This is a genomic window from Magnetococcus marinus MC-1 (assembly GCF_000014865.1).
GTDB lineage: Bacteria > Pseudomonadota > Magnetococcia > Magnetococcales > Magnetococcaceae > Magnetococcus > Magnetococcus marinus.
This window is the reverse complement of sequence record NC_008576.1, coordinates 2,527,360-2,553,758: the sequence shown is the minus strand read 5'-3', so window position 1 is coordinate 2,553,758 and position 26,399 is coordinate 2,527,360. Positions and strand designations below refer to the sequence as shown.

Below are 26,399 nucleotides of genomic sequence, written 5' to 3'. Positions count from 1 at the left end.
TCACCGCTTTTCCTCCATGTGCGGCGTCAACCCCGGCACCGCTCCTTGGAGAGAACAATGGAAACGGAAAAATGGAGAAAAGACGATGACTCCACTGAACTATTCAAGCCAAGCCGTGGCGGATTTGAAATGGTGGGCACTGCAGCAGGAAGCAGAAATGCCCCAGGCCGCTGCTATAGCAAGAGAGCTGGCGGATAAGATCCTCAGTGCAGTGAAATTCATACTGCCCGAAGGCGGCAAACTGTTTGATCGTTCGGAACCAACGCAGGCAGAGATGGATCTGCTGAGGCTTCCTTTTGAAAATCTGGTCTTAGAATTTCGTGCCAAGCCTAATCCCAATGAACCGACCACGGGTTACCATGCACGCCCTGTCCCTAAAAGATTGGTCTACGCTGAAAGTACCGATGAGCGGGATGATGCTCCTGGCGGTGTGATTGTTTGGCCCATCGACTTTGAGGTTCCTTCCGGGCGTTTTGTCCCAAGTCCGGTCGGAGCACTGGTGGTTCGTGGTTTGTTTGAGGAATTCACTCCGTCTGAGATTCGTGAAAATGCACGTCGTTTAAAACCTCTTGGACTACAAGCCACACGCGGTACGACGAGAGCGACCTCCCTGGCGTTGGGAGAAGCAGGAACTCTGTACTGGAATACAAGAAAACAGTATGGCTTGGATCCCCAATTGGCCTTTGAGCAAGATGTCACCCATGAGATCACCGCTGTGCGCCATCTCTGTGCAGTCCTCAATTGCTCAAATGTAGGGACAGATCGTGTTGGCCCTACCGCCTATGCTCAACGCAAACGGGCGCAGCAAGGCAAGAAGCCTCTCTACGAATACAAGATTCTGAAGATCGATTCCCAGCAAAACCATAGCTCCTCCAATCACCAGGGAGGAAGCCATGCATCCCCCCGCGTTCATCTACGCCGTGGTCATATCCGGCGTTTGGAAAACAGATCCATATGGGTCAATGCCTGTGTTGTTGGCAATAAACAGCAGGGATTGATCCACAAGGCCTATGCCGTCGGTTAATTCGACGATACCCCACATAAACAAACGATAGGAGTTCAACATGAGCATCACACTCAATCAATTACGTTCCATGCCGGTGGGCGATATTGCTGCGCTTTCCGCCCGAGAACTGACGGCTCTGCAGGAAAAAGCAGGACAGCAGGTGGAGCAGGCCAAGCTGACCAAAGAGCTGATCGATACAGCACTGAACCATAAATATGCCGATCAAGTCGCCCAGCTGCGGGATGCCTCCGGTAAAGAGTTCGGTACCATCCGTTTTGATGATGGGGATGTGGAGATTAACGCAGATCTGCCTAAACGCGCTTATTGGGATCAGGAGAAGCTGGCTACCCTGGTGGAGCGCATCAAGAACAGTGGTGAGGATCCCCATGAGTATGTGGATATCAGCTTCAATGTGCCAGAGCGAAAGTTTAATGCATGGCCTGGTCAGATTCGTCAGGCATTTGTAGAAGCCCGTACCATCAAGCCCGGCAAAGCCACCTTCAAACTGGCAGTGAAACATCCTCGGGAGGTTCGGGCATGAGCGGGCCTCCCATCATCACTGCAGAAGAGCGCATGGCGGAGCAACGGGGCATCAAGGGGGTAATTCTGGGCCCCAGCGGCATCGGCAAGACATCGCTGCTGTGGTCCGTCGACCCTAATTCCACCCTGTTCTTCGACCTGGAGGCCGGCGACCTGGCCGTGGAGGGGTGGCCCGGGGATACCATCCGCCCACGCACCTGGGACGAGTGCCGCAACTTTGCAGTGTTCATTGGCGGCCCCAACCCTGCGCTGAGGGATGATCAGCACTACAGTCAGGCTCACTACAACGCTGTTTTACAGAAGTATGGCGACCCCGGGGTCATGGCCAAGTACCAGAGCATCTTTGTGGACAGCATAACCGTGGCCGGTCGGCTCTGCTTCCAATGGTGCAAGGGACAGCCCCAGGCGTTCTCGGAGAAAACCGGAAAACCAGATTTGCGGGGCGCTTACGGGCTGCACGGCCAGGAGATGATCGCCTGGATTACCCACCTCCAGCATACCCGGGGCAAGAACGTCTGGTTTGTCGGCATCCTTGATGAGAAGACCGACGACTTCAATCGGCGTTACTACACCCCGCAGATTGAAGGATCAAAAACCGGTCTGGAACTGCCCGGTATTGTAGATCAGGTGATCAGCATGGTGGAGGTCAAACCCGAGGAGGGTCCGTCTTATCGAGCCTTCATCTGCCAGACACTCAATCCATGGGGATACCCGGCTAAAGACAGAAGTGGTCGCCTCACCATGGTGGAGGAGCCCCATCTGGGCCGCCTCATGGAGAAAATACATCAACCCGGCAAACCGGCAGCGGAAAGGCTTAGCTTCGAACGCCCTGAGAAAGTGACCGAAGCCGCCCCCGCCACCGGCGCCCCCGTCGACATGGCAATGAACACAGGAGCATGACCATCATGGATAACAACTGGAACGATTTCAACAACGCTGAGAGTCAGCAAAGTTTTGACCTGATTCCCAAAGGGACCATTGCGCCGGTGCGCATGACCATCAAGCCTGGTGGCTACGATGATCCCAACCGGGGTTGGAGCGGCGGCTACGCCAAACGCAATCCTGACACCGGTGCTGTGTACATTCAGTGTGAGTTTGTCATCACCGAGGGCAAATACGCCAAACGGAAGGTGTGGAGTAACATCGGCTTATTCAGTCAGAAGGGTCCGGAATGGGGCAATATGGGGCGCTCTTTTATTCGCGGGATCCTCAACTCTTCCCGTGGCCTCAAGGATAAGGACAACACCCCTCAAGCCCAACAGGCTCGGCGTATCAATGGACTGGCAGATTTAGATGGGATTGAGTTCTTGGCCAAAATCGACGTGGAAAAGGATCAGAGGGACAATTCGGATAAGAATACCATAAAGTTTGCCATCACCCCGGACCAAAAGGAGTATCAGGGCTACAGTGGTGGTGGTACTCCAGCACCAGCAGCACCCCCAGCTAACCAGGGGTGGCAACAACCTGCTCAACAACAACAAGCACCTCAACAGCCACAGCAGCAGGCTACTTCCACACCCCCTACCCAAACGCCCAGTTGGGCGCAGTAAGGGGGTGAAAGATGGCTAAGCTAAATATGGTGGGAAAAGTGATCGGGCGTCTTATCGTCCATTCACCTTTCAGCACATCCAAACCAGGAAGGCATTGGGAATGCCGTTGCGAGTGTGGATTTGAATCCATCCAGAGCACCTCGAAGCTGAATGAAGCAGTCAAGAAAGGAAAGAATATCGGCTGCAAATGCGCGCGTGAGGCTTCTATTGCCAAAGCGCACGCAGAATATATGCAGAAAGTTAAGGATCGTGGGGGTCCACTACCACGCCAACTCAAAGATATGTACGACAATATGCAGAAGAGGTGCTATAGGCCAGAAACCAATCGGTATGAACGATATGGATGGCGTGGCATCAAGATGTGCGACGAGTGGCGTACAAACCGTAGAGCTTTCTATGCGTGGGCAATAGAACAAGGCTGGGAGCAGGGACTCTCCATCGACCGTATCGATGTGGATGGTAATTACACCCCTGAAAATTGCCGTTTCATACCAATCGAAAGGCAAACCAGCAATACGTCCAGAAATCGGTTTTTGGAGTGGAATGGCAAAAGTCAGACTGTTTCTGACTGGGCGCGGGAGCTTGGGGTTCGACCCCAAGCATTACAACACCGTGTTGGCCGTGGTTGGGATCTCCATCGCATGTTCACACAACCATTTAGGAGGGCCAAACAATGATCCTCCGTCCACGTCAGGAGATCTTTGTTAGCAGATCGGTCGATGCCCTTTACGAACATGGTGACACATTGGCTGTTGGTCCTACCGGCATGGGCAAGAGCATATGCCTTTCAGCTGTTGTTGGTCGTGTGATTTCCAAAAGTGGTGGGAAAGCCTGTGTCTTGGCTCATCGGGACGAACTTACCCAGCAGAATGTGATGAAATTCACTAAGGTTAATCCAGGGCTTTCCACCTCTGTAGTGGATGCCCGTGGCAAATCGTGGCGCGGGCGCGCCACCTTTGCCATGGTGCCCACTCTTGCGCGGCAGAAAAATCTGGATGCCATGCCAGATCTGGATTTGCTGGTAATTGATGAGGCCCACCATGCGGTGGCCAACAGTTACACCCGCATTATTGATTCGGCTAGAGGAATAAACCCAAACTGCATGATTTATGGTCTGACTGCCACCAGTGGTCGTGGTGATAAAAAGGCTCTCAGACCGATCTTTTCTAATGTTGCTGACCAAGTGCGGCTTGGCGAATTGATCCAGTCTGGCCATCTGGTTAAACCCCGTACATTCGTTGTTGATGTAGGCACTCAGGATGCGTTGAAAAGCGTACGGAAGACAGCAGACGACTTTGATATGTCCGAGGTGTCCCAGATCATGAACAAGGCCCCGGTTACCGAGGCCGTTATCAAGCATTGGAAGGAAAAAGCCGGCACCCGAAAGACCATCGTATTCTGCTCCACCGTGGATCATGCCCAGAACGTCACAGATGCTTTCAACAATGCGGATGTGGAAGCGGTGATGGTCCATGGAGAACTCTCCACAGGAGAGCGCAAAGCTGCCTTGGCTCGGTTTGAAAAGGGCTCGGCCATGGTGGTTGTGAACGTGGCGGTTCTCACAGAAGGATACGATCATCCACCCACATCCTGCGTAGTTCTGCTTCGGCCAAGTTCGTACAAATCCACCATGATCCAGATGGTGGGGCGCGGGCTACGCACCGTGGATCCCGCCCTGTTCCCAGGACTGGTCAAGACCGACTGTATTGTCCTGGATTTCGGCACTTCATCCATCCTCCACGGCTCCCTGGAGCAGGACGTTAACCTGGATGGAAAGGAGATCCTGGGAGCAGCGCCCACCAAGGAGTGTCCCGAGTGCCAGGCAATCGTACCCTTGGCAGTCAGGGAGTGCTCCCTTTGTGGGTATGTGTGGGAATCGGAAGTTACTGGAGAAGGGCCGGAATCCATCACCGACTTCATCATGTCCGAGGTGGACCTGCTCAAACGCTCCAGTTTCCGCTGGGTTGACCTGTTCGGAGATGACGCCGCCATGGTGGCCAACGGCTTCCACGCCTGGGGAGGGATCTTCTTCCTCAATGGCAACTGGCACGCTGTGGGTGGAGCCAAGGGCCAGCCGACCAAGTTGCTCTCTATCGGTGAACGTACCATCTGTCTTGCTGCCGCCGATGACTGGCTCAATGAGAGCGAAACCGATGAGTCGGCACATAAAACCAAATCCTGGCTCAACCAACCCCCAACGGATAAGCAGCTTCAATATCTGCCACCAGCCATGCGCATGGATATGGGGCTGACCCGTTACCACGCATCAGCGCTGCTGACCTTCCGTTTCAATAAAGCTGCCATTCGCAGTTTGATATTTGAAGCGGACCGACAGGCGCTGGCGGAGGTGGCGTGATGGCCATGGCATGGACACGCCGAAAGAGCACCTGGCACGACCCGGATTGGGGATGGATCAAGTTGCCGCCTGGTTTGCGCACCCGCCGGGTAGGGCTGGCAGCCTTGAACCGTAAGGAGCGGTCACTCTTTCAGCGTCATTTAAAACGTCACTCCTCACACGTTCTGATCTGGCTGTTACGCAAGGTTAGAGCTGTGCCGGAGGATCTGATTTTGGAGGTTCACAACATGGTGGATGCCACTGAGTTGGAAAAAGCAGCCATGGCCGCCGCACTCCCCTCTCTTGGGGAGTATGTGGCCAGCATCGGCATGCAACGCCCCCTGGCAGATTACAAAAAGGAAGAGGTGCTGACTCTGGTAGAGGTGGTTATCACTGCCTACCAAGATTACATGGCCAGCGCCAAGCCGGATGAGATTCCGTTTTAACCGAAGGAGACCCGATGATGACGATTCAAAACGAAATGCAGATGGTAACCGTCGGTGAAACAGCTCTATCGGTTATCGAATATAAAGGCAGCCGTGTTGTCACCTTTGCCATGGTGGATCAGGTTCATCAGCGGCCAGAAGGGACGGCCAAACGCAACTTTCACGACAACCGTCCTCGATTTGAAGAGAACGTTGATTTTGCCAAAATATCGAAGGACGAATTTCGTACCGACCTATGGGAATCCTTTGGATTCAGTAAGTTTGCATCTTCTGGAATTCTCCTGACCCAGACAGGCTACCTCATGCTGGTAAAATCCTTCACGGACGACTTGGCATGGCAGGTCCAGCGAGAACTGGTAAATCGCTACTTTCAGGCGGCACCCACCTCCACGGCCCATCAGCTTTATCTGATGGCCAAGGCCAACTGGGAACAGGAACAGAGGGTAAACCAACTAGCCCAGTTTCAGCACAACCAACAACAGCAGTTGGATGCCATTGCCCAACGCCAATCAGACATGGACGGCGATACCGGGTATATGACCGCATTGGCCTATTGCCGCAAAGAGAGTATCCCTGCACCTCTCGCTTATGCCAAGCAACTGGGCATAAAGGCATCTGAGATGTGTCGAAACCTCGCCATTCGTATGGGACAGGTCCCCGATGAGCGCTGGGGGTCGGTCAATAGTTATCCCATAGAGATCCTCCGTGAATGCCACCAGGGTATGAAAGGGGCATGACCATGTTGGATTTTAACCACAATGGAGGAGAGTTCGCCTCTGCCATCAATCACCTGATCGATGTCGCTCTGGAAGAGGAAAACCACCAACAGACACCTCGCACCTACCTGGGCGCATCCCGTTTAGGAGTGGCTTGTGAACGGGCGCTGCAGTTTGAGTACGCCCGTGCCCCCAAGGATATGGGGAAGGATTTCGATGGACAGCTCCTGCGCATTTTCGCCGCTGGACACCTGTTTGAGGATATGGCGATCCGCTGGATGCGCATGGCTGGGTTTGAGCTTTTCACCACCAAGGGTAATCGCCCTAATGGCGAGCAGTTCGGCTTCGAAGCCGCTGGCGGTCGGATTCAGGGCCATGTAGATGGGATCATCGTATCTGGCCCAAACAGCATCACCATGGGTTACCCCTGTCTATGGGAGTGCAAGTCCCTCAACAATAAATCCTGGAATGACACCGTAAAGCGCGGGGTGGCCCTCTCCAAGCCGGTATACGCAGCCCAGGTCGCCATCTATCAGGCATATATGGAGCCCCAGGTAGGGGGCATCTCGGCCAACCCGGCGCTGTTCACCGCCATCAACAAGGATACGTCTGAAATCCATCACGAACTGGTGCCTTTTGATGCCCCACTGGCCCAAAGGATGTCCGACCGGGCGGTGCGGATCATCAAAGCCACAGAGGCCCATGAGCTACTACCCCGGATCAGCCGGGAATCGACACACTTCCAGTGCCGTATGTGTAGCTGGGCAGATCGCTGCTGGAGTCTATCAGCATGAATAATGGGGCTCCATATCTCGATTTCAATGATGCGGGTGGACAGCAGGAGTTTTCTTCTGTTGCAGAACAGCATCATGAAAAGGAGGAGATCAAAGCACGTTTGCAGAGCCAGATTGAGTCGGTGCTGTATCACCTTTTGCCTGCCGGGAAGGTTCGTCATGGGCAGTTCTTCATCGGAGATGTGGAGGGCAACCCCGGTGAGAGCATGAAGGTTGAGCTGACGGGAGAAAAGGCCGGGGTCTGGTATGACCATGCTGCGGGTTCGGGTGGCGACATCCTGGACCTGTGGGCCCGGTCACGAGGCATGGACACCCGCACCCAGTTCCGTGACGTCATGGATGATGTGCGCGACTGGCTGGGAGAGTCCGTGAGATTGCCACCTGCACCGATGCAGTCCACCCCACGGCGTGAACCCCCCATGGATGAGTTGGGGCCCCATACCGGTAAGTGGGACTATTTCGATACCAATGGCCAACTACTGGTCTGTGTCTACCGTTACGATCCTCCGGGCCGCCGAAAGGAGTTTCGGCCCCTGGATGTGCGCACCGGCAAGTGGCAGTCGCCAGCGGTGACGCCCCTCTACAACCTACCTGGAATCATGCAAGCCGCTGAGGTGGTGCTGGTCGAAGGGGAAAAGAGCGCCCAGGCGCTCATCGATGCGGGAATCCCGGCGACCACATCTCTAGGCTCCAAAGGGCAGATCAACCGCGCTGATTGGAGCATTCTCCAGGGTAAACGGGTAATCATCTGGCCCGACCGGGATAAGGCAGGATGGGAGTACGCCCAGTTGGCATCACAAGCCGTTAAGGGTGCTGGAGCCCATGAAGTGTCCATTCTCACACCGCCAGAGGGAAAACCTGAAAAATGGGATGCTGCTGATGCCGTGGCCGAAGGGATGGATGTGCGTGCGTTTCTCCAAAATGCAGCCCAGCAAGCACCCCAAGTCAAGCAACGCCGTCTTCGGCTAAAGGATTGGACCTTTGCCCGTTTTCAAGGGCCTGCTCCGGAACGCCAGTGGCTCATAGACGGGGTTTTACCAATGAAGGTACCAGGGATGGTGGCTGCTATTGGTGGGGCAGGTAAAAGCATGCTGCTGCTGGATCTCTGCATCAAAGTGGCCCAGATCCAAACGGGGACGCCTATCCCCACAGATGCTTTGGGTGGTCCTCTTATCCCTGTCGCTGGCACCGCTGTGATGCTCACCGCAGAGGATGATCAAGATGAGATTCACCGTCGACTTAACCACTTGGTGGCCGACCTACCTGATCCTGACCGATTGATCGTTCTTCCCCTGCCTAATGCCGGGGGGGCTATGCCTCTCGTTGCCATGGGGCGTGAAGGTCCAGTGCTTACTGAAGCCTATGAGGAGATACGGCAGGAATTGTTGGCAATACCAGATTTGCGTCTGGTCGTTATCGACCCTCTCCAGAGTTTTGCCGGTGGTGATGTCAACAGTGACCCCGCAGCGGGGGCCATGTTCTTTGCTGGGTTGGGTCGTATTGCTGCCGAGACGGGTGCAACCACATTGGTAGCCCATCATTTCAAGAAAGTGGGCAACAGACCCATCCACAGCGCCAGTGAGGCCAGGGAAGCGATCCGTGGCACCACCGCCCTTGTTGATGGCGGGCGCTGGTCCTACGCCTTTTGGGAGGTGGATGCTGAGGAGTCCAAAAAAATCTGCAAAAAACTCAATCGACGCTATGAACGGGACTGTGTGTTTAAGGGGGCAGTCGTCAAGAGCAACTGGCCAACCGATAAAGCGGTCCGGATCTATGTTCGTGAGCCTTCAACCGGGCTTTTAGTCGATCGTTCATTCGATCTCAATATGCTTCAAAAAAATACGGATGATGATCACCTTAAACAACTGGCGACAGCTATAGCTTTCGCAGCCTCCAATGGTCAGCCGTTTACCAAAAGTGGCGGTAGTGGGCTGTACGATCGCCGCGCGGAACTCCCTGGTGAATTGAAGCAATTCTCGAAACACAAAATGGCCGAAGCCATTGATGCCCTGCTCGACTCCGGGAAGGTAGTCCAGTGTATGGGGCCAAGTAGCCACATCAAGAAATGGTTAGATATCCCTGGGGGTGAATTTGCTCTCGGAGTTGGTCAATTTCAACTCGGCTCTGGATCATCTGAGGAGGCCTGATATGTGTGCCATTCACAGCGTGAATGAGTTCCCGTTCCCGGCGTTCCCGGCCGGGAACGCAAAAATCGGGAATGCTAAGGGCATGATATTAAAGCAGACTGCGTTCCCGTTCCCGGCCGTTCCCGGAAAAGTGCCGGGAACGCTTATGGCTTTGTTTTTAAGTCGTATTTTGATGCGTTCCCGGTTCCCGGTCACCCCTATACCTAACGGTATATATGGAGGGCGGTTAAAATTCCGCACCTCCATACATCAAACGAATCATTTTTTACCTGCCAAGGGAGGTGAACATGCAGCACGAGATTTGGAATTTTGGCGGACAACTTTATGCCCGGGTTGAAAGCCGATTTCATAAGGCCAGGGATGGGACACTAGCTGAGATGAGCGTATGGCAGACCCACTGCGCCGATTGCGGGGTGCTGTTCGAGGTGACGACTCTGGAAAAGGTGCCGAGGTATATCACCCGGCGTTGCTCACAACACGCTGCCAAGGGACGTAAGGTCAAGGCACACATCCTCTGGGGTAAGCAGGTCCCATTGGCTGAGTTGTTGGGCGAGAGGCCGATGGAGGAATCAGCAAAATCTGGAAAGCGGACGGGTGGCGGTGACGATCTTGGCGGGTCAGGCACCGCCACCCTGACCACATCAAGCCTAGAGAGGAAATGACATGGCTAAGCAGAGTGTGCCCCAAGTGGGCGAAAATGAAAACAGGGCCGTACTTGCCCTGGACCTTGGTACCCAGATGGGATGGGCGCTGTACCACCCCGATGGGACCATCACCAGCGGCACGGTGTCGTTCAAGCTGGGCCGGTTTGAAGGGGGCGGTATGCAGTGGGTCAGGTTCAAAGCCTGGCTGGCTGAGATGCACTTCACCAGCGATGTAGGTCAGATCCTGTTCGAGGAGGTGCGCAGACACAGTGGTGTTGGGGCTTCACATGTCTATGGGGGATTCCTGGCCCATCTCACCGCATGGGCAGAGCACCATGAGGTGCCCTACATGGGGGTGCCCGTGGGCAGCATCAAAAAATCAGCTACGGGCAAAGGCAACGCCAGCAAGGAGCAGGTGATTCACGCCATGAAGCGCCTGGGATACACCCCGGAGGATGACAACGAGGCCGACGCTTTGGCCCTGCTGCATTGGCAGATCGACCAGGGAGGTGTGGAATGATTGGAGGTCCCAATATGCCCCGCAGCCCCTTGGCCCGGTTTCAGGGCAGCCAAGTTGATGTGGATGAGCAGAAGCGAAATGGTTGGAATCGCCATGGCATCCTGGTGGTGTCGCATGACGACAATCGCCTCAGCTGGCCAGAGCGGGAGTTGGTCAAGCAACTGGGGGATCGGCTTTATGGCCAAAATCGTCGCAAGGGGGTGTGTCATGCGTGAGCAGAAATGGGATGCTCCAGCTGTAGCAAAACGGCTAGAAGAGGCTGCCAGCACCATGAAGCGGTTGCCAGAGGATGGAGTGCGCCCCCGTGGGCATAGCTCCTCTTGGCCCCCCTTCTTGCGGGAGTATTGGGAAAGCTATGGCATGCAGAACGTCCGGGTGCGCCTGGGGCCGCCCACCCCGGATGCCATTGACCGCATGGATGAAGCTTTGTCGTGGTTGCACACTCTGGAGCCAGATCAGGCAAAGTTGGTGTGGCTTCGTGCTGAAAAGGTGCCGTGGAAGTTCATCATGGCCCAACTCGGTGTCTGCAGGGAGACTGCCCGCCAGCGCTACCTGATCGCTATGGCCACTCTTTCAGCCAAACTCAATCAACAAAAAAATGCCTAGGCATTTTAGTGGGTAGGCCACTTTGGCAATATTTGCTATAGTGCAAATCATAATCGGGGGCGTATGCGGGAACGCTACCCTCCGATATTTTTTTGAGATTTCACCTCTACGAAGAAAACGCGGGAGAATTAGCCGTGACCATGACCAAAGCGGATATCGTTCAGACTGTTTACCATCGGCTTGGTCTGTCCAAGAAAGAGTCTGCTGACGTCGTGGAGTCGGTTTTTGAGATTATCCGCAGCCAACTGGAAAGTGGTGAGCCTGTTAAGATCTACGGCTTTGGTGGCTTCAGTATGCTGGATAAAAAACCCCGCCAGGGTCGCAACCCAAAAACAGGGGAAGATGTAGAGATATCAGCGCGCCGCGTTGTAACTTTCAAGGCCAGCCAGATCCTGTTGGATCGTGTGAATAAGGGCCCGAGCTGAAGAGTCGGTTTTATCGCATGGGAAAACCTGGATTTATAGTTTTGACACTCTCACTGCTGATGACCATCTCGGCCATCGCCCAAGCTGCTGATCCTCAAATCCCCCATCGCATTGCTTCGTTCAGCGAAGCTAAAAAGCTTCTCCCCAAAGTCTTTGAAGGCCACCGCACTACATTTTACTGCGGCTGTAGCTATACCAAGCATAAGGAAGTTCGGTCGGGAGCATGCGGCTATCAGCCCCGAAAAAATCCTAAGCGGGGTAGTCGCATTGAATGGGAACACGTTGTTCCTGCTCACGCCTTTGGCCATACCCGTCAGTGCTGGCAAGAGCCAATCTGTACAACCCAAAAAGGCAAAGCTTACAAAGGCCGCAGATGCTGTGCGAAGGTTGATCCCGTCTTTGAAGCGATGGAGTCTGATCTCCACAACTTGGTCCCTGCAGTAGGTGAACTTAACGGCGATCGCAGCAACCTGTCATTTTCTATGGTTTCAGGTGAGCCCAGAGCTTATGGAGCCTGTGATTTTGAGATCGACTGGGACACCGACCGTGTTGAGCCCCGCCCTGAAGTGCGTGGTGATATTGCTCGGACCTATTTCTACATGAATGCCACATACGGTTTGCCAATCAGCAAAAAGCAGAGGCGGCTCTTTGAAGTTTGGAACAGGGAAGATCCAGTCGATGACTGGGAACGTGAACGGAATCGTAGAATAGAACGGATGCAGGGTAACGCAAATCCCTTTATCCAGTAGTCAGCAAGAGCACACAGCACATTAGCCCGCCCGGGGAAACTCGAGGCGGGCTTTTTGTTGGGAGAATCTGAATGGGTACATCACTGTTGATGGTTGGGTCACTGATCGCATCATTGATCTTTGGATTGATTGCTGTGGCTATCCTCGGGGTGATGTTACGCATGCTGGTTGGCGGAGTAGATGATCATGTCTGAACAAAGTTGGCCCCATTTCAGCCACGCAGAGCTTGAGTGTCACTGTGGCTGTGGCTCACAAAAGATGGATCCGCAGTTTATGGAGCGTCTTGAAGAACTCCGCATGGCCTATGGCAAACCCATTATCGTCAACAGCGCATACCGCTGCCCCAACCACAACGCATCCGTTTCCACAACCGGATCCAATGGACCTCACACCACCGGCAGGGCTGTAGACGTACAGGTCTCCGGTGAAGATGCCCATACCCTGATGGCGTTGGCCATGCACCATGGGTTCACCGGCATCGGGGTTAGCCAGCGAGGCCAGCACAAGTCCCGTTTCATCCACCTGGACACCCTGGATGTAGCACCTGGTCAGCCTCGGCCAACGATTTGGTCGTACTGACCTCAGTAGTCAACGCGCCTGCGCATATCCAGCCCAGGCTTGAAGTGCACGGCCGTTTTGGACTCTACATTCACTTTTTTACCTGTCTTTGGGTTTCTAGCAGTGCGGGGCTTCCTGGCTCTCGGCTCAAATACGCCAAAGCCTCGAAGCTCAACTCTTTCCCCTTTGGCTAATGCCTTACCAAGTTCATTGAAAACCATGTCGACGACCATAACTGCGGATTGCTTGTGCAAAGTGTTTTGCTCAGCTACTGCCAAAATGAGTTCAGATTTAGTCATGATTGATCCAGTTTGTTGGATTGATTAACGAATACAGTGCCTTCAGATGTATATCGAAGCATCTGCCGGTTTGCAATAGATTCTGTCTTGGAGGTAGAAGAGATGCCCATTTCCCTGCTGGTAAAAACCGTTCTTGGTCGGGTGAAAGAGCCTTCGTCCTGGAGCGGCGTGGCCGTTCTTCTGGCCATGTTTGGACTAAGCCATGAGCAAACGGGAGCCATTACCGAGTTACTGGCGGCTGGGGCGGCTCTGGCTTCAGTATTCATCGCGGAAAAAGGGGATCGTTCGTGAGCCCACAAGAAGTGACGGTTGAACGCCGTCGTGGCCTGGAACGGCATGTCCAGACTGTGTTGACCATGGGGGTCGCAGCGTTGATGGCGTGGCAACTCACGACCATAGAGCAGATGCGTGTTGAACTCGCCATCCTCAGTGGTCGGGTGGATGCCCTGGCTGCTCGGGTGGACGAGGCGTCCTATGAACGCTATCGGGCCACTGATGCTCACCGCGACTTTGCCCTGCGTGACCAAGCCATCAAGGCGCTGGAGGGGCGGGTGGATCTGGTGGAAGAGGTCTGCCACAAATGATCCGTGTCGAGGCCGACACAAGGCGTGTTGCGCAAGCCGCAGACAACCTTGCCAAGCAGGTTCGCTACGCCACCGCCGTGGCCCTGACCCGCACGGCTCAGGATGCTCAAGCAGAGGTACGCCGCCGTTTGCCGGAACGCTTCACCATCCGTACTGGATGGGTGGCCAAAGGCATCCGGATCAAACCGGCCAAGAAGAGTGATCTGCAGGCCTCTGTTCGGGTGCTGGATCCTTTCATGGCACTCCAGGAGACCGGTGGGGCCAAACGCTCCCAATCTGGGGATTCGCTGGCCATCCCATATGGTGCCCGTCCCAATCCCAAGTCCGTGACCCGGCCAGGGAAGTTTCCTGGTGCTCTGCTGAAGAAGCCCAATCACTTCATCGCGCCTCTGCATGACGATCCCTCCACCCACGCAGTGTGGCGTCGGGGTGGTCGTAAGGGACGTAAGTTGAAGATGATGTACCGCTTTGTGAATCGAGTCGAGATCAAGCCCCGCTTTGGATTCATGGATACGGTGAAGAGCGTGGTTGAGTCGCGTTTTCAAAAGAACTTCAACGAAGCCATCACCGAGGCCATGGCTTCAGCCCATTAACTTAGTGATCCTCATCCAAAATGGCATTCAGATCCCGTTTGGTATGCAGCACACGTTGAATTTCTGCTGGTGAAGGGTAGGGGTCATAAACAATCACATATTCAAACCCATGGACGACTAAAAACCTCACATCGCGGGAAGTGATATCGGTACGCTCTTGACCCGCGAATGGATATTCACCAAGTAGCCGGGTTGCCTTTTTAATAGCCTCTCGTAGCGCTCGGGCAGCCATGGGGTTTTCATTTCCAAGATCTTTGGCGGCCCCTTGAAGATCTCGCCGTCCTTGAGGAGTAAAAACGGCAGGCTTCATTTTGAAACACGATCAATAATTTCATCCATTTCTTCCAGAACCTGATCTGCCGTATAGGTCCCTTCACGTTGGGCCTCTTCTTTAACGGCATCAAGCATGGCATCAAACTTGGTGCGGCGTTCCTCATCCTCTTTAAGGCGACGTAGGGCTTGGCGTACTACCTCGCTGACGCTATTGAAACGCCCGCTCTCGACACAAGAGCGGGCGAAGGATTCCAGTTCGGGGGTCAAACTAACGTTGGTGGCCATGAATACCTCCTATGTCAAAGTTTGACACTAGGGTACAAGAAACAGTCTCCAATATCCAGATTCATTCAAGTTCAACCTGATCCAGGCCTCGTAGAGAAATTTACGGGGCATTTTTGTATTGGGGGAAGCTCATGAACGAAGAGAAACCAGCACGCAAGGTCTGTAAAAAGTGTGGCAAAGATAAGCCCATTGCTGACTTCCCGTCGCGTTTCTACAAAGACAAGCAGAACCTTTATATCAGTGGGCATTGTGCTGAGTGTGAACTCGAAAGGTGCAGGCTTAAGAGTAGAAAGCGCACAAAGGTGCAACGGCAGGCAGAACGGCGCCGGATCAATGAGAACAAAGGCCGACAATATCGTACTATTGACGAGGTCCAGGCAGAAGCATTAGAGCGGCAAGAAGCCAGACATGCCAAACGGGATGCAACTGAAGCTTGGAACCGCTGGGTATATCAGACAGCTCCAGATTGGTGGTTGAACGCCTTCTATGCGTCGAAAGGTACTCCCTGGTCGGATCATCGTTTATCTGTCGCAGATCGATATCGGATTCGCTATCAAAGAGATCCTGAGTTCAAAACCAATGAACGTGTACGTAGTCAGGCTTACAAGCATGACAACCCAGAGAGAGTATCGCAGTGGAGCGGTGGTCAAAGCCGTGTGATGGATCAACATGACGGTACCATGGAGAAAGGGTCTGCCATGGCATTGCTGAAAGAGTTTGATGAGTGTCCATACTGCGGTGAGGATTTAATAGCTTCAAATAGCACGCTTGACCATATGGATCCCATTGCAAGTGGTGGTATCCATGGTGTGAGTAACTTGGTTGTGGCATGTGACCAGTGCAATAGATCAAAAGGATCCACACCCTTTATGGATTGGGTCGAGACGCTTTCACAACCCTATCGAGATAATGCCTTGATGACCTATTGGCAGAAGCAATTGTTGGCCCCTGGAAAAATCGCACGGGACCTGGAACGATGTAAAATCAATGGGTTCCGTTGGAGCGCAAGAGTTGCCTAGCGACAGCGATAAAAACGGGTTCGCACCTGGTTCGCAGGTTCGCACCCTGCACCCAAATCCTATAACACAGAGGAATAGATGAGAGCGCAATGGGCGTTTCCATTCGGCAGTATGCCAAGCTGCGCGGCGTCTCTGATGCCGCTGTACGTAAGGCGATCAAGGCCGGGCGCATTAGCAAGGAGCCGGATGGAACGGTAGATCCGGCCAAAGCAGACGCGGCCTGGGAACGAAATACCAATCCCGCTCAGCAGCGCGAAATTTCTGCAAATGGGGGTGCGAACCCCAGTGCAAACCAGGCTGCGAACCCTGGGTACGCACCCCCTGCGAACCAACCCCAGAGGTTCGCATCCCAAACACCACCGTCACCACCCCTGAAACAGGGGGCTCCGGACTACCAGACCAGCCGGGCCATTCGGGAGGCGTACAGCGCTCGCTTGGTCAAACTGGATTTTGAGGAGCGCTCGGAACAGCTGGTCAGCAGTGACGAGGTGAAGGTATCCGCATTCAATCTGGCCCGCCGGGTTCGGGATCGGCTTTTCACCATCCCCCACCGGCTCTCCTCCGTGCTGGCATCCGAAAATGATGCCGGGGTGATTGAGGAGAGGCTGGATCAGGAACTGAGAAAAGCCCTTGAGGAATTGAAGCATGAATGAGATCCCTGCCATGGCCGAGCGGATTGAACTGTGGCCAACGGACCGGTTGATGCCCTATGCGGGCAACGCCCGTACCCACAGTGATGAGCAGGTCGCCAAAGTGGCGGCCAGCATGGTGGAGTTCGGCTTTACCAACCCCATTTTGGTAGACGGTAAGGATGGCATCATTGCCGGTCACTGCCGTCTCTCTGCCGCCCAGCGCATTGGCCTGGCACAGGTGCCAGTGGTGGTGCTGGACCATCTCTCCGATGCTCAGCGCCGTGCCTATATCCTGGCGGACAATAGGCTGGCGCTGGATGGTGGTTGGGATGAGTCGATCCTAGCGGCAGAGCTTGCTCGGCTTCAGGAGGATGAATTCAATCTCTCCCTGGTGGGATTCACCGATGAAGAGATGCGGGACCTGCTGGACGGCTTTGCAGATGATATGGATGGTGATGGCAGTGGGACTGCTGCGGGGGCCGATGAGGCAGTTCCTGAGCCTCCAGCCAACCCGGTTTCCAAAACCGGGGATCTGTGGATCCTTGGGGAGCATCGCCTCCTATGCGGTAGCAGCCTCAATCCCGATGATGTGATTCGGTTGATGAACGGTGAGCGGGCCATCCTCTTCGCCACGGATCCTCCCTATCTGGTGGATTACGATGGTACCAATCATCCCGGTTCCAAAGAGAGCCGTAAGCGGGAATCCCTCAATAAGGACTGGTCGGATAGCTACGGCGTGACTTGGGATGACTCCTCCCAAGGGCCTGAGCTCTATGAGGGATTCATCCGCGCTGCCATCGACCACGCCATTGAGCCCAACGCGGCTTGGTACTGCTGGCATGCATCTAAACGGCAGGCAATGCTGGAAGCGGTATGGGAAAAGATGGGGGCCTTTCAGCACCAGCAGATCATCTGGAACAAGGAGAAAGGTGTCCTCACCCGCTCCAAGTACCTGTGGAAGCACGAGCCCTGCTTGATGGGCTGGATCAAGGGCAACATGCCGCCCAAGATCAACGGCGCCGAGTTCCTTTCCACCGTCTGGGACATTCGTGGGCTCTCCGGTGAGGAGCGACCTGACCATCCCACGCCCAAACCACTGGACTGTTTCGCCATTCCCATGCGTCAGCATGTGGAACGAGGTGGCCTCTGCTATGAGCCCTTCAGCGGCTCCGGCTCTCAGATCATGGCTGGAGAGATGACAGGGCGGCGGGTGCATGCCATGGAGATCTCACCGGTCTATGTGGATGTGGCGGTAAAGCGGTTCATCCAGGCCACCGGGAAGATCGTCTACCTGGATGGTTCAGGCGGGAAAAGTTTTGATGAGATCGCCGCCCAGCGCGGTATCGATCTGGACCCCTGATTCAACAGCTCTTTTCAGATAATGATGGAAAACGTAAAGTGGATCGATTGAGTTTATCCATCCGAACCACTCTTTCCCCCAGGGAGAGCCCCATGAATCTGACTGAACTGAAGAAGGCTGTTGCTGAATCCTCCGGCCTGAGCCAGGCCAATGCCGACAAGGCGATCAAAGCCACCTTTGCCGCTATGACCGATGCACTGAAGGGCGGTGATGGTGTGAGCATTTCCGGCTTTGGCGCGTTCCAAATCGATGAGCGGGCTGCTCGCACAGGTCGGAACCCTAAAACCGGGCAAGAGATTAAGATCGCGGCCTCGAAGAATGTGAAGTTCAAAGCCGGCAAGGTGCTCAAAGATGCCGTAAACGGCTGACCGGCGTAGTAGCAGAACCGCCCGGTCGATGCCGGGTGGGTTCTGGTGGTATTCGGTTGGAGTTCAGCCAATATGGTAGGTGGTCCCCCCATCGACCTTGTCGCGGCTGACATCAAGGCCCAACTTCTTCTTCAGGGTGCCGGAGATCGCGCCCCTGATCGTACTTTTATTCCATCCCGTCTCGGCGGCGATTTGCTCCAATGTGGCTCCGCCAGGCCGCTGCATCATCTCAATTATTCTGGCCTGTTTCGAGTTCGCCCTGGTCCCTCTGGATTGGGACGTTTTGCGTTGTGCTGCTTCAACCCCAGCCTGGAAGGCGGCTTCCAAAGCGCTCTGGACGCCCCAGACGCTGACGTTGTGGAAGTCGAGGCTGTCGGATTTGCGGGTTTCCAGCGTGTCGATGAAAAGGTAATCCAGGGCAATCCTGCTGAAGATTCCAGGCTTGAGATCTTCCGGGGTATCTGTTTCCTCAGTCATGGTGTCGATGATCTGGTTCTCGACGGGAGGTAGGGCAGGAGGCTCCTGGCCAATAGCCTGGTATGCAGCGCTGGTAAGGACCCAGTTGGGGTAGGGTGGGTTGATGCTTACGTTCTCGATCAAGCCTTTGGCTTCCAAGGCGTTGATCACCTTTACCGATGCGCCCCCTTTGATCCGTTCTGGTAAAGGATTGATCGACCCGTCTGGGCGCTGGGCAGCGGCTTTAAGAATGGTCTGTTGAGTATGAGTGAGGTTAATCATCTCTCTTCTCCTGTTTGTTTTAGCCTGGTTTGTCGCTGAAGACCACTTCTCTTCATCGAGTGGGGTGCTGGATCGCATGCACGGCGTCGTCAATCCAGCTTTTATAGCTTCTGTTTGCCATTCTCTTGGCCAGATGGTCGGTAATGGCTTCAGGGGTAGTTGGCCCGCCCTCAATGAAGCTTAGGTCATCGGCAAGGTGGCGTCCGAAAACGCTGTCCAGAAGGTCTCTGGTATCCTGTGCGTCGAGATTGTAGCTGTTTGCAAAGAAGTGGCTGGCGGCCAGCCAAGTCATCTCTTGGTCATAGCCGTTATGTCTGGATGTCCCCCAGAATCCCCAACTTGGATTGTTGGTAGGTAGAGGCATGATCTGGAGATTGTCCCGGTTGGCAGCGGTCTTAAGGATGGTCCGTTGGGTCGGGCTCAGTTGGATGGTCATGTTCGTTCTCCGTTGTGAGATTGGTCTCAAAGCCAGTTGTCGCCAATGTGGGGCAGCAGGTCCCCGTCGTTGCCTGTAAAGTATTCGATTTCCTCAAAAGCCTCTGGCTGGTCGATGATCACTCCGCCGGTGACGCTGAGGGCGACTCCGTGTTTGCGGGTGAGTTCTGCCAGCTCTTTGGCGAAGGCTTCAAGGCGTTGCTCATGATTCAGTTTCTCGTTCATTTTCAAGCTCCTGGACGTTTGCTTCGTTGGATCCATATAGCCATACCATCGACGTCTCTATCCAGGTAAAAGTGATGTAATTTCAACAAATAAGATGGCCTTGTCCGCAGCGCAGATTTACGAAGATGCATTCCTTCAGGGGCTGATGCCCGATCCGCGTCTGACGGTCTCTGAATGGGCTGATGAACACCGCATGCTCTCTTCGGTGGCCTCGGGGGAACCCGGCCCTTGGCGCACCGATCGCACCCCCTATTTGCAGGAGGTGATGGACTCTCTTTCACCCAGTTCCCCCATTGAGCGGGTGGTGGCGATGTTTGGTAGTCAGCTGGGCAAAACCGAGTGTGGCCTGAACTGGGTGGGGTATGTGATCCACCATGCACCGGGTCCCATGCTGATGGTTCAGCCCACGGTGGAGATGGCTAAGCGCTACTCCAAACAGCGGGTGGGACCGCTCATTGAATCAAGTTCTGAGATCCGGGAGCGGGTAAAACCGGCTCGATCTCGGGACAGTGGCAACACGGTGCTTTCCAAGGAGTTCCCTGGCGGCATCCTTTTGATGACCGGAGCCAACAGCGCGGTGGGGCTCTCCTCCGCGCCGATCCGCTATCTCTTCATGGATGAGGTGGACCGTTTTCCAGGTGACGCTGATGGCGAAGGGGATCCGGTGGCGCTGGCGATTCAGCGCACGGCGAACTTCTCCAATCGCAAGGTGCTGCTTACTAGCACACCGACAATCAAGGGCTTCAGTCGCATCGAAGCAGCTTATGCAGAAAGCGACCAGCGTCAGTTCTGGGTACCCTGCCCAGAGTGTGGTGAATTCCAGGTGCTGACATGGGCCCAGGTGAAATGGCCTCATGGTGAGCGAAAAGCGGCGTATTACCTCTGTCCACACTGTGAATCACAGCTGGCTGACCATCAAAAGGGCTGGATGCTGGAAAACGGCGTCTGGCGAGCGGCGGCTGCTGGGGATGGGAAAACCGCAGGCTTTCACCTCTCCTCCCTCTATAGCCCCCATGGCTGGACCTCATGGGGGGACATTGCGGTGGAGCATGGTCTGGTGCACAAGGATCCATCTCGATTAAAGACCTGGGTCAACACTAAAATGGGGCAGTGTTGGGAGGAGCAAGGTGACCGTATCGATGGCGAAGGGCTCATGGAGCGCCGAGAGGTCTGGGGCGAACTGCTCCCTGCTGATGTGGCTGTACTCACAGCTGGCGTTGATGTTCAGGATGATCGTCTTGAAGTTGAAATCGTAGGCTGGGGCCGGGATGAAGAGTCCTGGTCCATTGACTATCGGGTATTGTGGGGTGATCCCTCATCCCCAGCTGTATGGGAAGATCTGGACAACCTGCTCCGTCACCCCCTTGGTCACAGTCGGCAGTTGCCAGATATGACCATCCGGGCCGCCGCTATCGATACCGGTGGTCACCATACCCTGAAGTCCTATGCCTTCTGCCGATCCAGGCAGGGCCGAAGGATCTGGGCCATCAAGGGGCGTGGTGGTCAGGGAGTGCCCATCTGGCCCCGTAAGCCCTCCACTAAAAACAAGGGGAAGGTGCCGCTTTTCATTTTGGGTGTGGATGCCTGTAAAGAGGCGATCCTCTCCCGTCTACGCATTGAAGAGCCAGGACCGGGCTTTCTGCACTTTCCCATGCAACGGGATGGGGACTACTTCAAACAGCTCACCGCTGAATCGGTGGTGACCCGTTATCACAAGGGCCGCCCCATTCGGGAGTGGAATAAGCGGGATTCCGATCGCAACGAGGCCCTGGATTGCCGTGTCTATGCCATGGCGGCACTACAGGGGCTGATTGCCATGGGGTTTCGGCTCAACATGGCGGTTGAGAAGATCGCTGAACACCCTCTTAAAGATGCGATGCCTGAGCCCGGCAAAGTGCAGCAAAAGAAGATCAAACCTAAACGCCGGGTTATTCAATCCAGTTGGGTCTAATCAATGTTTCCGGTAGGCCGAAAGAGCACGCTCAAGAGGTCCGGGTGATGTGGTTGACTTTTCTTTCTCTTCCGTCGGAGGTTTTGTCGTTGGCTTGGAAAAGGCTGCGCCCAGAGCGGCTAAAGGTAACTTGGCCTCTTGCTGGTTCAGAGGAATAGGCTGAATGCCGCTCTGCTTGCGGAGTTGACTAAGCAGTGTAGTTAGATTGGATTTGGCTGACTTTGTCATGGTGGTGTTCCTCGTAGTCTGTTTTTCATACTTATCGGCAGCTAAAAGCGTTTTCAAAGAAATCTGTTCATAGAATTGTGGAAGGCTAATAAATATGGCTGACGTAGATGAACTACAGATCCGCCGGGACAGGCTCTTGGAGCGGTTGGAGTCCCTTCAAACCCGCGTCAGTCATGGGGATAAGACGGTTCAATATGATCTGACCCAGGCCCGTGAGGCGTTGGATCTTCTGGATCGGGAAATCAATCGCAGCAGTGGTCGTCGTATCGCCCGCCATCTGCGGGTGCGCAGCACCAAGGATCTCTAATGAAGCTGTTTAAGCGCCTGTTTGGTAGTCCTCCCAAACGCCGGGCAGGATATGAAGGAGCGGCATCCGGTCGGCGTCTGGGTAATTGGCAGCCCGAAGAGGCCGGGATCAATGCCCTGCTGTTTCGCGATGCCACCCTCATGCGTGCACGCTCACGAGACTTGGTGCGCCGTAATGCCTGGGCATCCAACGCTGTAGACTCTCTGGTTGGGAACCTTGTGGGTACCGGTATCAAGCCCCAATCCACGGTAAAAGACCCCCAGATCAAAGCCCAGATTCAGTCTTTATGGCTGGCCTGGACAAAAGAGGCCGATGCCCACGGCATGCTGGGCTTCTATGGCCTTCAGGCTTTGATTGCCCGCGCTATGATCGAGGGGGGCGAGGTGCTGGTACGGCTGCGCAATCGGGATGCCCGCGATGGCCTCATTGTACCACTACAGTTGCAACTTTTGGAACCAGAGCATCTTCCAGCCAGTGACAGCCGGGATCTACCCAACGGGCATCGGGTAAGGGCTGGGATTGAGTTTGACAAGATCGGTCGCCGGGTCGCCTACCATCTGTTTCGGGAACACCCCGGTGAACAGCCCATGCTGTTCAAAGCGGGGGATATGGTCCGGGTGCCAGGCTCAGAGGTGTGTCACATCTTTAAACCCCTACGCCCTGGCCAACTCCGGGGTGAGCCCTGGATGGCGCAGGCACTGGTTCGGCTCCATGAGTTGGACCAGTACGATGATGCGGAGTTGGTACGCAAAAAGACCGCCGCGCTCATCGCCGGCTTCATCACCAAACCTGACCCCGAGTTGGGCGTCGGCGGTGAGGACGGTCAGGATCCTGATGAGAACGGATCTGTCCCGGTCACCTGGGCCCCAGGCACCATGCAGGTCCTGCTACCCGGTGAGGATGTAAAGTTCTCAGACCCTGCCGACGTGGGCGGTCAATACGGGGAGTTCATGCGCACCCAACTCCGCGCTGTGGCGGTGGGCTTGGGATTGACCTATGAACAACTCACCGGCGACCTCACTGGGGTGAACTACTCCTCCATCCGTGCTGGCATGGTGGAGTTTCGCCGTCGTATGGAACAGATCCAGCGCATGGTCTTGATCCATCAGCTTTGCCGCCCTGTATGGGAACGGTGGATGGATCAGGCTGTTTTATCGGGTGCTTTGCAACTTCCCGAGTACAGCAAACGCCGCCGTGAATATCTGGCGGTGAAGTGGATACCTCAAGGGTGGACCTGGGTGGATCCACAAAAAGAGATGAACTCCATCATCTGGGCGATCCGGGCTGGTCTGCTCAGTCGGGCTGAAGCAGTCTCTACCTACGGTTATGACATCGAAGAGATCGACCGGGAGATCGTAGCCGATAACAAGCGTGCCGATGAACTGGGGCTGGTGTTTGACTCTGACTCACGGCGTACTTCCCGGTCGGGAGTATCACGGGACAGCAAGCAGAGTGATAAGGAGTTGGTAGATCTTACCGAATAAGCTCTGTCAATAAAAGTGGCTGGCGGTGCCCCCAGGCCCCACAAACGATCATCGCCCAGTATTAGCTCAGTAGGCTTCCTGTTGAATTTCAGAGTCTAAGACGGATCGTATGGTTTTGAGCAAGTTGTCCGAATCAATAGGCTTTACAATAGAAGCTACAGCACCAAAATCCTTGGCTGTTTGCAGATAGTCGGGACCACCTGAAAATGAGCCTCCTGTTGACATGGCAATGACCTTAAGGTGAGGCCATCGCCACTTGGTCTCTCGAATGAGTTGAAGACCTTCCTTTTCAGGCATGATGATGTCTGTAAGTACAAGATCAAAATGATTGTGCTCCATCATTTTCGTGCCTTCATTTCCATCGGAGGCGGTGAAAACGAAGAAACCATAATCTTCAAGCATGTCTTTGAGGAGCGTTTGGGTGATGAGGTCATCCTCAATGAGAAGAATGTTTTTTTCCATGATCGAATCCTTAAATAGCTGATTTTCTATATGCCTTATCAGTAGAACGTAAAGTATTTGAAAGCAGGTTTGCAACACAAATGTTCAATCCTTAACCCCGCTCTGGCGGGGTTTTCTGTTTGTAGAGGTTATCATGACCAATCTATCCCATATGGCATCCCGAATCCTCGGGACGCCGCTTATGGTCGATCGCGCCCGCTTGGAGACTATTCTCTCGGTCATTGGTCCCCGCGTCGGCTTGGAGCCAACGGCCATGCCCAGCGGCTTTGAGCCCAAAGACCATAGCTCTGATTTGATGGTCACGCCTAATGGAATCGCCATCGTGCCCATCCACGGCACCCTGGTGAAACGGGTGGGGGCCGTCGAGGCTGCTTCGGGGCTCATGTCCTACGCATCCATTGAAGAAAAACTGCTGGATGCCGCCACCGACCCAGCCGTGCGAGCAATCCTAATGGATATCGACTCCCCTGGTGGTGAGGTGGGCGGGGTGTTTGATCTGGCTGCCATGATCCATGAGGCGGGGCAGGGCAAGCCCATCTGGGCCCTAGCCGATGATGCCTTTTCCGCTGCCTATCTCATCGCCTCCCAGGCTCATCGCATTATTGTGCCCCAAACTGCGGGGGTGGGCTCCATCGGCGTCATAGCTGCTCATGTGGATGAGTCGGAGAAGGATGCCAAAGAGGGGCGTAGCTACACCACGGTGTTTGCCGGAGCCCGGAAAAATGACTTTTCCACCCACGCCCCTCTCTCTCTAGAGGCCCGGACTAACCTGCAACTGGAGGTAGATCGGCTCTACGGTATGTTCGTCGCCGCCGTGGCAGCAGGTCGCAAGATGCATGAATCGGCGGTGCGTGCCACCGAGGCAGGCCTGTTCTTTGGCGACAAGGCAATCCGGGTTGGTCTGGCTGACCAGGTTGGCACCATCCGGGATGCCCTGGCTGGCCTGTCAATAACTATTGATGCGTCCAAAAAGACCCATTCTCACCGAGCGGCACTGCCGCGGGAACCTGTGTATATGGAGGAAACCATGCCCATGGAAGAAAATCCGGCGGCTGAAACATCTGTTGTCACGTCACGACAATCCCAACCTGACCTTCACGCCAAATCCGACATAATGTCGGATTTGACTGACCAATCTGCGGTATCCAACGTTGTGGACCTAGACAAGGTCCGTGCCGAGCATGGCCAACAGATGCGCAATGAGGCTCAGGCTATTGTTGATCTCTGTGCCCTGGCGGGCATGCCTCACTTGGCAGGCGGCTATATCGCCGAAGGTACTGCTGCTGAGGCGGTACGCAAAGAGCTATTGGCCAAGCGGGCCGATGCTGAGGAGATCCACTCCGAGGTGATGCCTGGAGATGGCACCCGTATGCAGCCCAGACAGAGTCTTGAAACCAACCCGGTGGTGGCCTCCTGCCGCAAACTCGCCGGTTAATAAGGAGGTAATCAACCATGCCTGCGATTCAACAAGCCAACAATCTTGGGGATGTGCTCAAGTTTGAAGCCCCCAACCTTTATTCCCGTGAGACCGTCACCGTGCTGGGTGGGGTGGGTACGGAACGGGTGCTGCCTGTGGGCACCCTGATTGGTCGCCGTACCAAATCCGAGGTAGCCGCTGCGGCCGATGCGAGTAACTCCGGGGATGGCACCATCGGGACCGTTACCCTGGGATCCCGGGCCGTGCCCGGTGTCTACAGCCTCACCTGCATCATCGCCAGCGCTGACAGCGGTACCTTCCAGGTAGTGGATCCCAATGGTCACCGCCTGCCCGATGTCACGGTGGGGGTGGCCTACGATACCTACCACCTAAAATTCACCATCGACGATGGAGCCACTGACTTTGTGTTGGGAGATCACTTCACCGTGCTGACCACCGGGGATGGCAACGTAGTGGCCATGGACCCCACAGCGGTGGATGGCTCTGCTGATCCCATCGGCATCATCGCCCAGAGGGTTGTGGCCCCAGTGGGCCAGGATACCCCAGAGGTGGCGATCCTTCGTCACGCCATCCTGGCTGACCATGCTGTGGTCTGGCCTGAATCCATCAATGAAACACAGAAACTGGAAGCCACGGCGGCCCTTGAGGCCCGGGGCATCCTTATCCGTCAGGGAGTATGATC

Annotated in this window: 37 protein-coding genes; 29 read left to right on the top strand and 8 right to left on the bottom strand. The window is 54.9% G+C overall.

Annotated elements, in window-relative coordinates:
* Positions 1-85: 85 nt before the first annotated feature.
* The 17 genes from MMC1_RS10625 to MMC1_RS10540 all read left to right on the top strand — a co-directional run bounded on the left by MMC1_RS10625 (position 86) and on the right by MMC1_RS10540 (position 13,057).
* Positions 86-1,024 carry an AcrVA2 family anti-CRISPR protein gene (locus tag MMC1_RS10625; RefSeq protein WP_011713708.1) on the top strand — a complete coding sequence of 313 codons (939 nt, stop codon included), beginning with the start codon at positions 86-88 and terminating at the stop codon, positions 1,022-1,024.
* 40 nt (positions 1,025-1,064) lie between these two features.
* Positions 1,065-1,547 (top strand): hypothetical protein, encoded by a 483-nt coding sequence (locus MMC1_RS10620; protein WP_011713707.1) that lies wholly within the window; start codon positions 1,065-1,067, stop codon positions 1,545-1,547.
* Positions 1,544-2,446: an ATP-binding protein gene (locus tag MMC1_RS10615; protein ID WP_011713706.1), complete on the top strand. Its 903-nt coding sequence runs from the start codon at positions 1,544-1,546 to the stop codon at positions 2,444-2,446. Before MMC1_RS10620 ends, MMC1_RS10615 begins: the two co-directional genes overlap by 4 nt.
* Positions 2,447-2,451: 5 nt before the next feature.
* Positions 2,452-3,096 (top strand): hypothetical protein, encoded by a 645-nt coding sequence (locus MMC1_RS10610; RefSeq protein WP_011713705.1) that lies wholly within the window; start codon positions 2,452-2,454, stop codon positions 3,094-3,096.
* Between the two features lie 11 nt (positions 3,097-3,107).
* Entirely contained in the window at positions 3,108-3,773 is a 666-nt protein-coding gene (locus MMC1_RS20075; protein WP_011713704.1) for a hypothetical protein, read from the top strand.
* Complete coding sequence (locus MMC1_RS10600) at positions 3,770-5,452, top strand: DEAD/DEAH box helicase (RefSeq protein WP_011713703.1); 1,683 nt, start codon at positions 3,770-3,772, stop codon at positions 5,450-5,452. The genes MMC1_RS20075 and MMC1_RS10600 overlap by 4 nt, the downstream gene beginning before the upstream one ends.
* Positions 5,452-5,877, top strand: coding sequence for a DUF6511 domain-containing protein (locus tag MMC1_RS10595; RefSeq protein WP_011713702.1), 426 nt, complete (start codon positions 5,452-5,454; stop codon positions 5,875-5,877). Before MMC1_RS10600 ends, MMC1_RS10595 begins: the two co-directional genes overlap by 1 nt.
* A 14-nt stretch (positions 5,878-5,891) precedes the next feature.
* On the top strand, positions 5,892-6,614 hold the full coding sequence (locus MMC1_RS20070) for an ORF6N domain-containing protein (protein WP_011713701.1): 723 nt from the start codon (positions 5,892-5,894) through the stop codon (positions 6,612-6,614).
* Positions 6,611-7,387 (top strand): PD-(D/E)XK nuclease family protein, encoded by a 777-nt coding sequence (locus tag MMC1_RS10585; RefSeq protein WP_011713700.1) that lies wholly within the window; start codon positions 6,611-6,613, stop codon positions 7,385-7,387. Before MMC1_RS20070 ends, MMC1_RS10585 begins: the two co-directional genes overlap by 4 nt.
* Positions 7,384-9,534 carry an AAA family ATPase gene (locus MMC1_RS10580; protein WP_011713699.1) on the top strand — a complete coding sequence of 717 codons (2,151 nt, stop codon included), beginning with the start codon at positions 7,384-7,386 and terminating at the stop codon, positions 9,532-9,534. The genes MMC1_RS10585 and MMC1_RS10580 overlap by 4 nt, the downstream gene beginning before the upstream one ends.
* 287 nt (positions 9,535-9,821) lie before the next feature.
* On the top strand, positions 9,822-10,196 hold the full coding sequence (locus tag MMC1_RS10570; protein WP_041641156.1) for a hypothetical protein: 375 nt from the start codon (positions 9,822-9,824) through the stop codon (positions 10,194-10,196).
* 1 nt (position 10,197) lies between these two features.
* Entirely contained in the window at positions 10,198-10,698 is a 501-nt protein-coding gene (locus MMC1_RS10565; RefSeq protein WP_011713698.1) for a crossover junction endodeoxyribonuclease RuvC, read from the top strand.
* Positions 10,695-10,913: a hypothetical protein gene (locus MMC1_RS10560; RefSeq protein WP_011713697.1), complete on the top strand. Its 219-nt coding sequence runs from the start codon at positions 10,695-10,697 to the stop codon at positions 10,911-10,913. The genes MMC1_RS10565 and MMC1_RS10560 overlap by 4 nt, the downstream gene beginning before the upstream one ends.
* Positions 10,906-11,304 (top strand): DUF6362 family protein, encoded by a 399-nt coding sequence (locus MMC1_RS10555; protein ID WP_011712973.1) that lies wholly within the window; start codon positions 10,906-10,908, stop codon positions 11,302-11,304. The genes MMC1_RS10560 and MMC1_RS10555 overlap by 8 nt, the downstream gene beginning before the upstream one ends.
* Before the next feature lie 140 nt (positions 11,305-11,444).
* Positions 11,445-11,729, top strand: coding sequence for an integration host factor subunit alpha (locus MMC1_RS10550; protein ID WP_081436383.1), 285 nt, complete (start codon positions 11,445-11,447; stop codon positions 11,727-11,729).
* Between the two features lie 17 nt (positions 11,730-11,746).
* Positions 11,747-12,478, top strand: coding sequence for an endonuclease (locus MMC1_RS10545; protein ID WP_011713695.1), 732 nt, complete (start codon positions 11,747-11,749; stop codon positions 12,476-12,478).
* Between the two features lie 186 nt (positions 12,479-12,664).
* Positions 12,665-13,057, top strand: a complete 393-nt coding sequence (locus MMC1_RS10540; RefSeq protein WP_143711406.1) for a D-Ala-D-Ala carboxypeptidase family metallohydrolase — start codon at positions 12,665-12,667, stop codon at positions 13,055-13,057.
* A 2-nt stretch (positions 13,058-13,059) separates the two neighbouring features.
* On the opposite strand, the gene MMC1_RS10535 is transcribed toward MMC1_RS10540, so the two are convergent.
* Positions 13,060-13,335, bottom strand: a complete 276-nt coding sequence (locus MMC1_RS10535) for an HU family DNA-binding protein (RefSeq protein WP_011713693.1) — start codon at positions 13,333-13,335, stop codon at positions 13,060-13,062.
* A 102-nt stretch (positions 13,336-13,437) separates the two neighbouring features.
* Between MMC1_RS10535 and MMC1_RS10530 the strand changes: the two genes are divergently transcribed.
* From MMC1_RS10530 to MMC1_RS10520, 3 genes are read left to right on the top strand one after another with little or no spacing between them, the layout of a single operon-like run.
* The gene (locus MMC1_RS10530; RefSeq protein WP_011712911.1) at positions 13,438-13,626 is read left to right on the top strand and encodes a hypothetical protein; all 189 of its coding nucleotides are present in this window, start codon (positions 13,438-13,440) and stop codon (positions 13,624-13,626) included.
* On the top strand, positions 13,623-13,919 hold the full coding sequence (locus tag MMC1_RS10525; RefSeq protein WP_011713692.1) for a hypothetical protein: 297 nt from the start codon (positions 13,623-13,625) through the stop codon (positions 13,917-13,919). Before MMC1_RS10530 ends, MMC1_RS10525 begins: the two co-directional genes overlap by 4 nt.
* The gene (locus MMC1_RS10520; RefSeq protein WP_011713691.1) at positions 13,916-14,512 is read left to right on the top strand and encodes a hypothetical protein; all 597 of its coding nucleotides are present in this window, start codon (positions 13,916-13,918) and stop codon (positions 14,510-14,512) included. Before MMC1_RS10525 ends, MMC1_RS10520 begins: the two co-directional genes overlap by 4 nt.
* Before the next feature lies 1 nt (position 14,513).
* Here MMC1_RS10520 and MMC1_RS10515 read toward each other — a convergent pair whose 3' ends face one another.
* On the bottom strand, positions 14,514-14,822 hold the full coding sequence (locus MMC1_RS10515; RefSeq protein WP_011713690.1) for a type II toxin-antitoxin system RelE/ParE family toxin: 309 nt from the start codon (positions 14,820-14,822) through the stop codon (positions 14,514-14,516).
* A complete protein-coding gene (locus tag MMC1_RS10510) occupies positions 14,819-15,070 on the bottom strand; it encodes a type II toxin-antitoxin system ParD family antitoxin (protein WP_011712981.1) in 252 nt (83 codons plus the stop codon). Before MMC1_RS10510 ends, MMC1_RS10515 begins: the two co-directional genes overlap by 4 nt.
* Positions 15,071-15,201: 131 nt before the next feature.
* On the opposite strand from MMC1_RS10510, the gene MMC1_RS20065 reads away from it, so the two are divergent.
* The 4 genes from MMC1_RS20065 to MMC1_RS10490 all read left to right on the top strand — a co-directional run bounded on the left by MMC1_RS20065 (position 15,202) and on the right by MMC1_RS10490 (position 18,449).
* Positions 15,202-16,089, top strand: coding sequence for an HNH endonuclease (locus tag MMC1_RS20065; RefSeq protein WP_011713689.1), 888 nt, complete (start codon positions 15,202-15,204; stop codon positions 16,087-16,089).
* 89 nt (positions 16,090-16,178) lie between these two features.
* Positions 16,179-16,742, top strand: a complete 564-nt coding sequence (locus tag MMC1_RS10500) for a hypothetical protein (protein ID WP_011713688.1) — start codon at positions 16,179-16,181, stop codon at positions 16,740-16,742.
* Complete coding sequence (locus tag MMC1_RS10495; RefSeq protein ID WP_011713687.1) at positions 16,735-18,081, top strand: site-specific DNA-methyltransferase; 1,347 nt, start codon at positions 16,735-16,737, stop codon at positions 18,079-18,081. Before MMC1_RS10500 ends, MMC1_RS10495 begins: the two co-directional genes overlap by 8 nt.
* Before the next feature lie 92 nt (positions 18,082-18,173).
* Positions 18,174-18,449, top strand: a complete 276-nt coding sequence (locus MMC1_RS10490) for an HU family DNA-binding protein (RefSeq protein ID WP_011713686.1) — start codon at positions 18,174-18,176, stop codon at positions 18,447-18,449.
* Positions 18,450-18,512: 63 nt separating this feature from the next.
* On the opposite strand, the gene MMC1_RS20060 is transcribed toward MMC1_RS10490, so the two are convergent.
* Genes MMC1_RS20060 through MMC1_RS10475 form a run of 3 tightly spaced genes read right to left on the bottom strand, consistent with a single transcriptional unit; the run spans position 18,513 to position 19,847 of the window.
* Entirely contained in the window at positions 18,513-19,187 is a 675-nt protein-coding gene (locus MMC1_RS20060) for a DUF3489 domain-containing protein (RefSeq protein WP_011713685.1), read from the bottom strand.
* Positions 19,188-19,239: 52 nt separating this feature from the next.
* Positions 19,240-19,623 (bottom strand): hypothetical protein, encoded by a 384-nt coding sequence (locus MMC1_RS10480; RefSeq protein ID WP_011713684.1) that lies wholly within the window; start codon positions 19,621-19,623, stop codon positions 19,240-19,242.
* Positions 19,624-19,649: 26 nt separating this feature from the next.
* Positions 19,650-19,847 carry a hypothetical protein gene (locus MMC1_RS10475; RefSeq protein WP_011713683.1) on the bottom strand — a complete coding sequence of 66 codons (198 nt, stop codon included), beginning with the start codon at positions 19,845-19,847 and terminating at the stop codon, positions 19,650-19,652.
* 94 nt (positions 19,848-19,941) lie between these two features.
* Between MMC1_RS10475 and MMC1_RS10470 the strand changes: the two genes are divergently transcribed.
* Complete coding sequence (locus tag MMC1_RS10470; RefSeq protein WP_011713682.1) at positions 19,942-21,798, top strand: phage terminase large subunit family protein; 1,857 nt, start codon at positions 19,942-19,944, stop codon at positions 21,796-21,798.
* Here MMC1_RS10470 and MMC1_RS10465 read toward each other — a convergent pair whose 3' ends face one another.
* Entirely contained in the window at positions 21,799-22,026 is a 228-nt protein-coding gene (locus MMC1_RS10465; RefSeq protein ID WP_041641154.1) for a hypothetical protein, read from the bottom strand.
* Between the two features lie 94 nt (positions 22,027-22,120).
* Here MMC1_RS10465 and MMC1_RS10460 point away from each other — a divergent pair, with 94 nt between their 5' ends.
* Entirely contained in the window at positions 22,121-22,333 is a 213-nt protein-coding gene (locus tag MMC1_RS10460) for a phage head-tail joining protein (protein ID WP_011713681.1), read from the top strand.
* On the top strand, positions 22,333-23,817 hold the full coding sequence (locus MMC1_RS10455) for a phage portal protein (protein ID WP_011713680.1): 1,485 nt from the start codon (positions 22,333-22,335) through the stop codon (positions 23,815-23,817). The genes MMC1_RS10460 and MMC1_RS10455 overlap by 1 nt, the downstream gene beginning before the upstream one ends.
* Before the next feature lie 66 nt (positions 23,818-23,883).
* Here MMC1_RS10455 and MMC1_RS10450 read toward each other — a convergent pair whose 3' ends face one another.
* Positions 23,884-24,279, bottom strand: a complete 396-nt coding sequence (locus MMC1_RS10450) for a response regulator (protein ID WP_041642447.1) — start codon at positions 24,277-24,279, stop codon at positions 23,884-23,886.
* Between the two features lie 133 nt (positions 24,280-24,412).
* On the opposite strand from MMC1_RS10450, the gene MMC1_RS10445 reads away from it, so the two are divergent.
* Together MMC1_RS10445 and MMC1_RS20055 are read left to right on the top strand one after the other, a co-directional pair.
* Positions 24,413-25,714, top strand: coding sequence for a S49 family peptidase (locus tag MMC1_RS10445; RefSeq protein WP_011713678.1), 1,302 nt, complete (start codon positions 24,413-24,415; stop codon positions 25,712-25,714).
* Between the two features lie 17 nt (positions 25,715-25,731).
* Positions 25,732-26,397, top strand: coding sequence for a head decoration protein (locus MMC1_RS20055; RefSeq protein ID WP_011713677.1), 666 nt, complete (start codon positions 25,732-25,734; stop codon positions 26,395-26,397).
* The last annotated feature ends 2 nt before the right edge of the window (positions 26,398-26,399 follow it).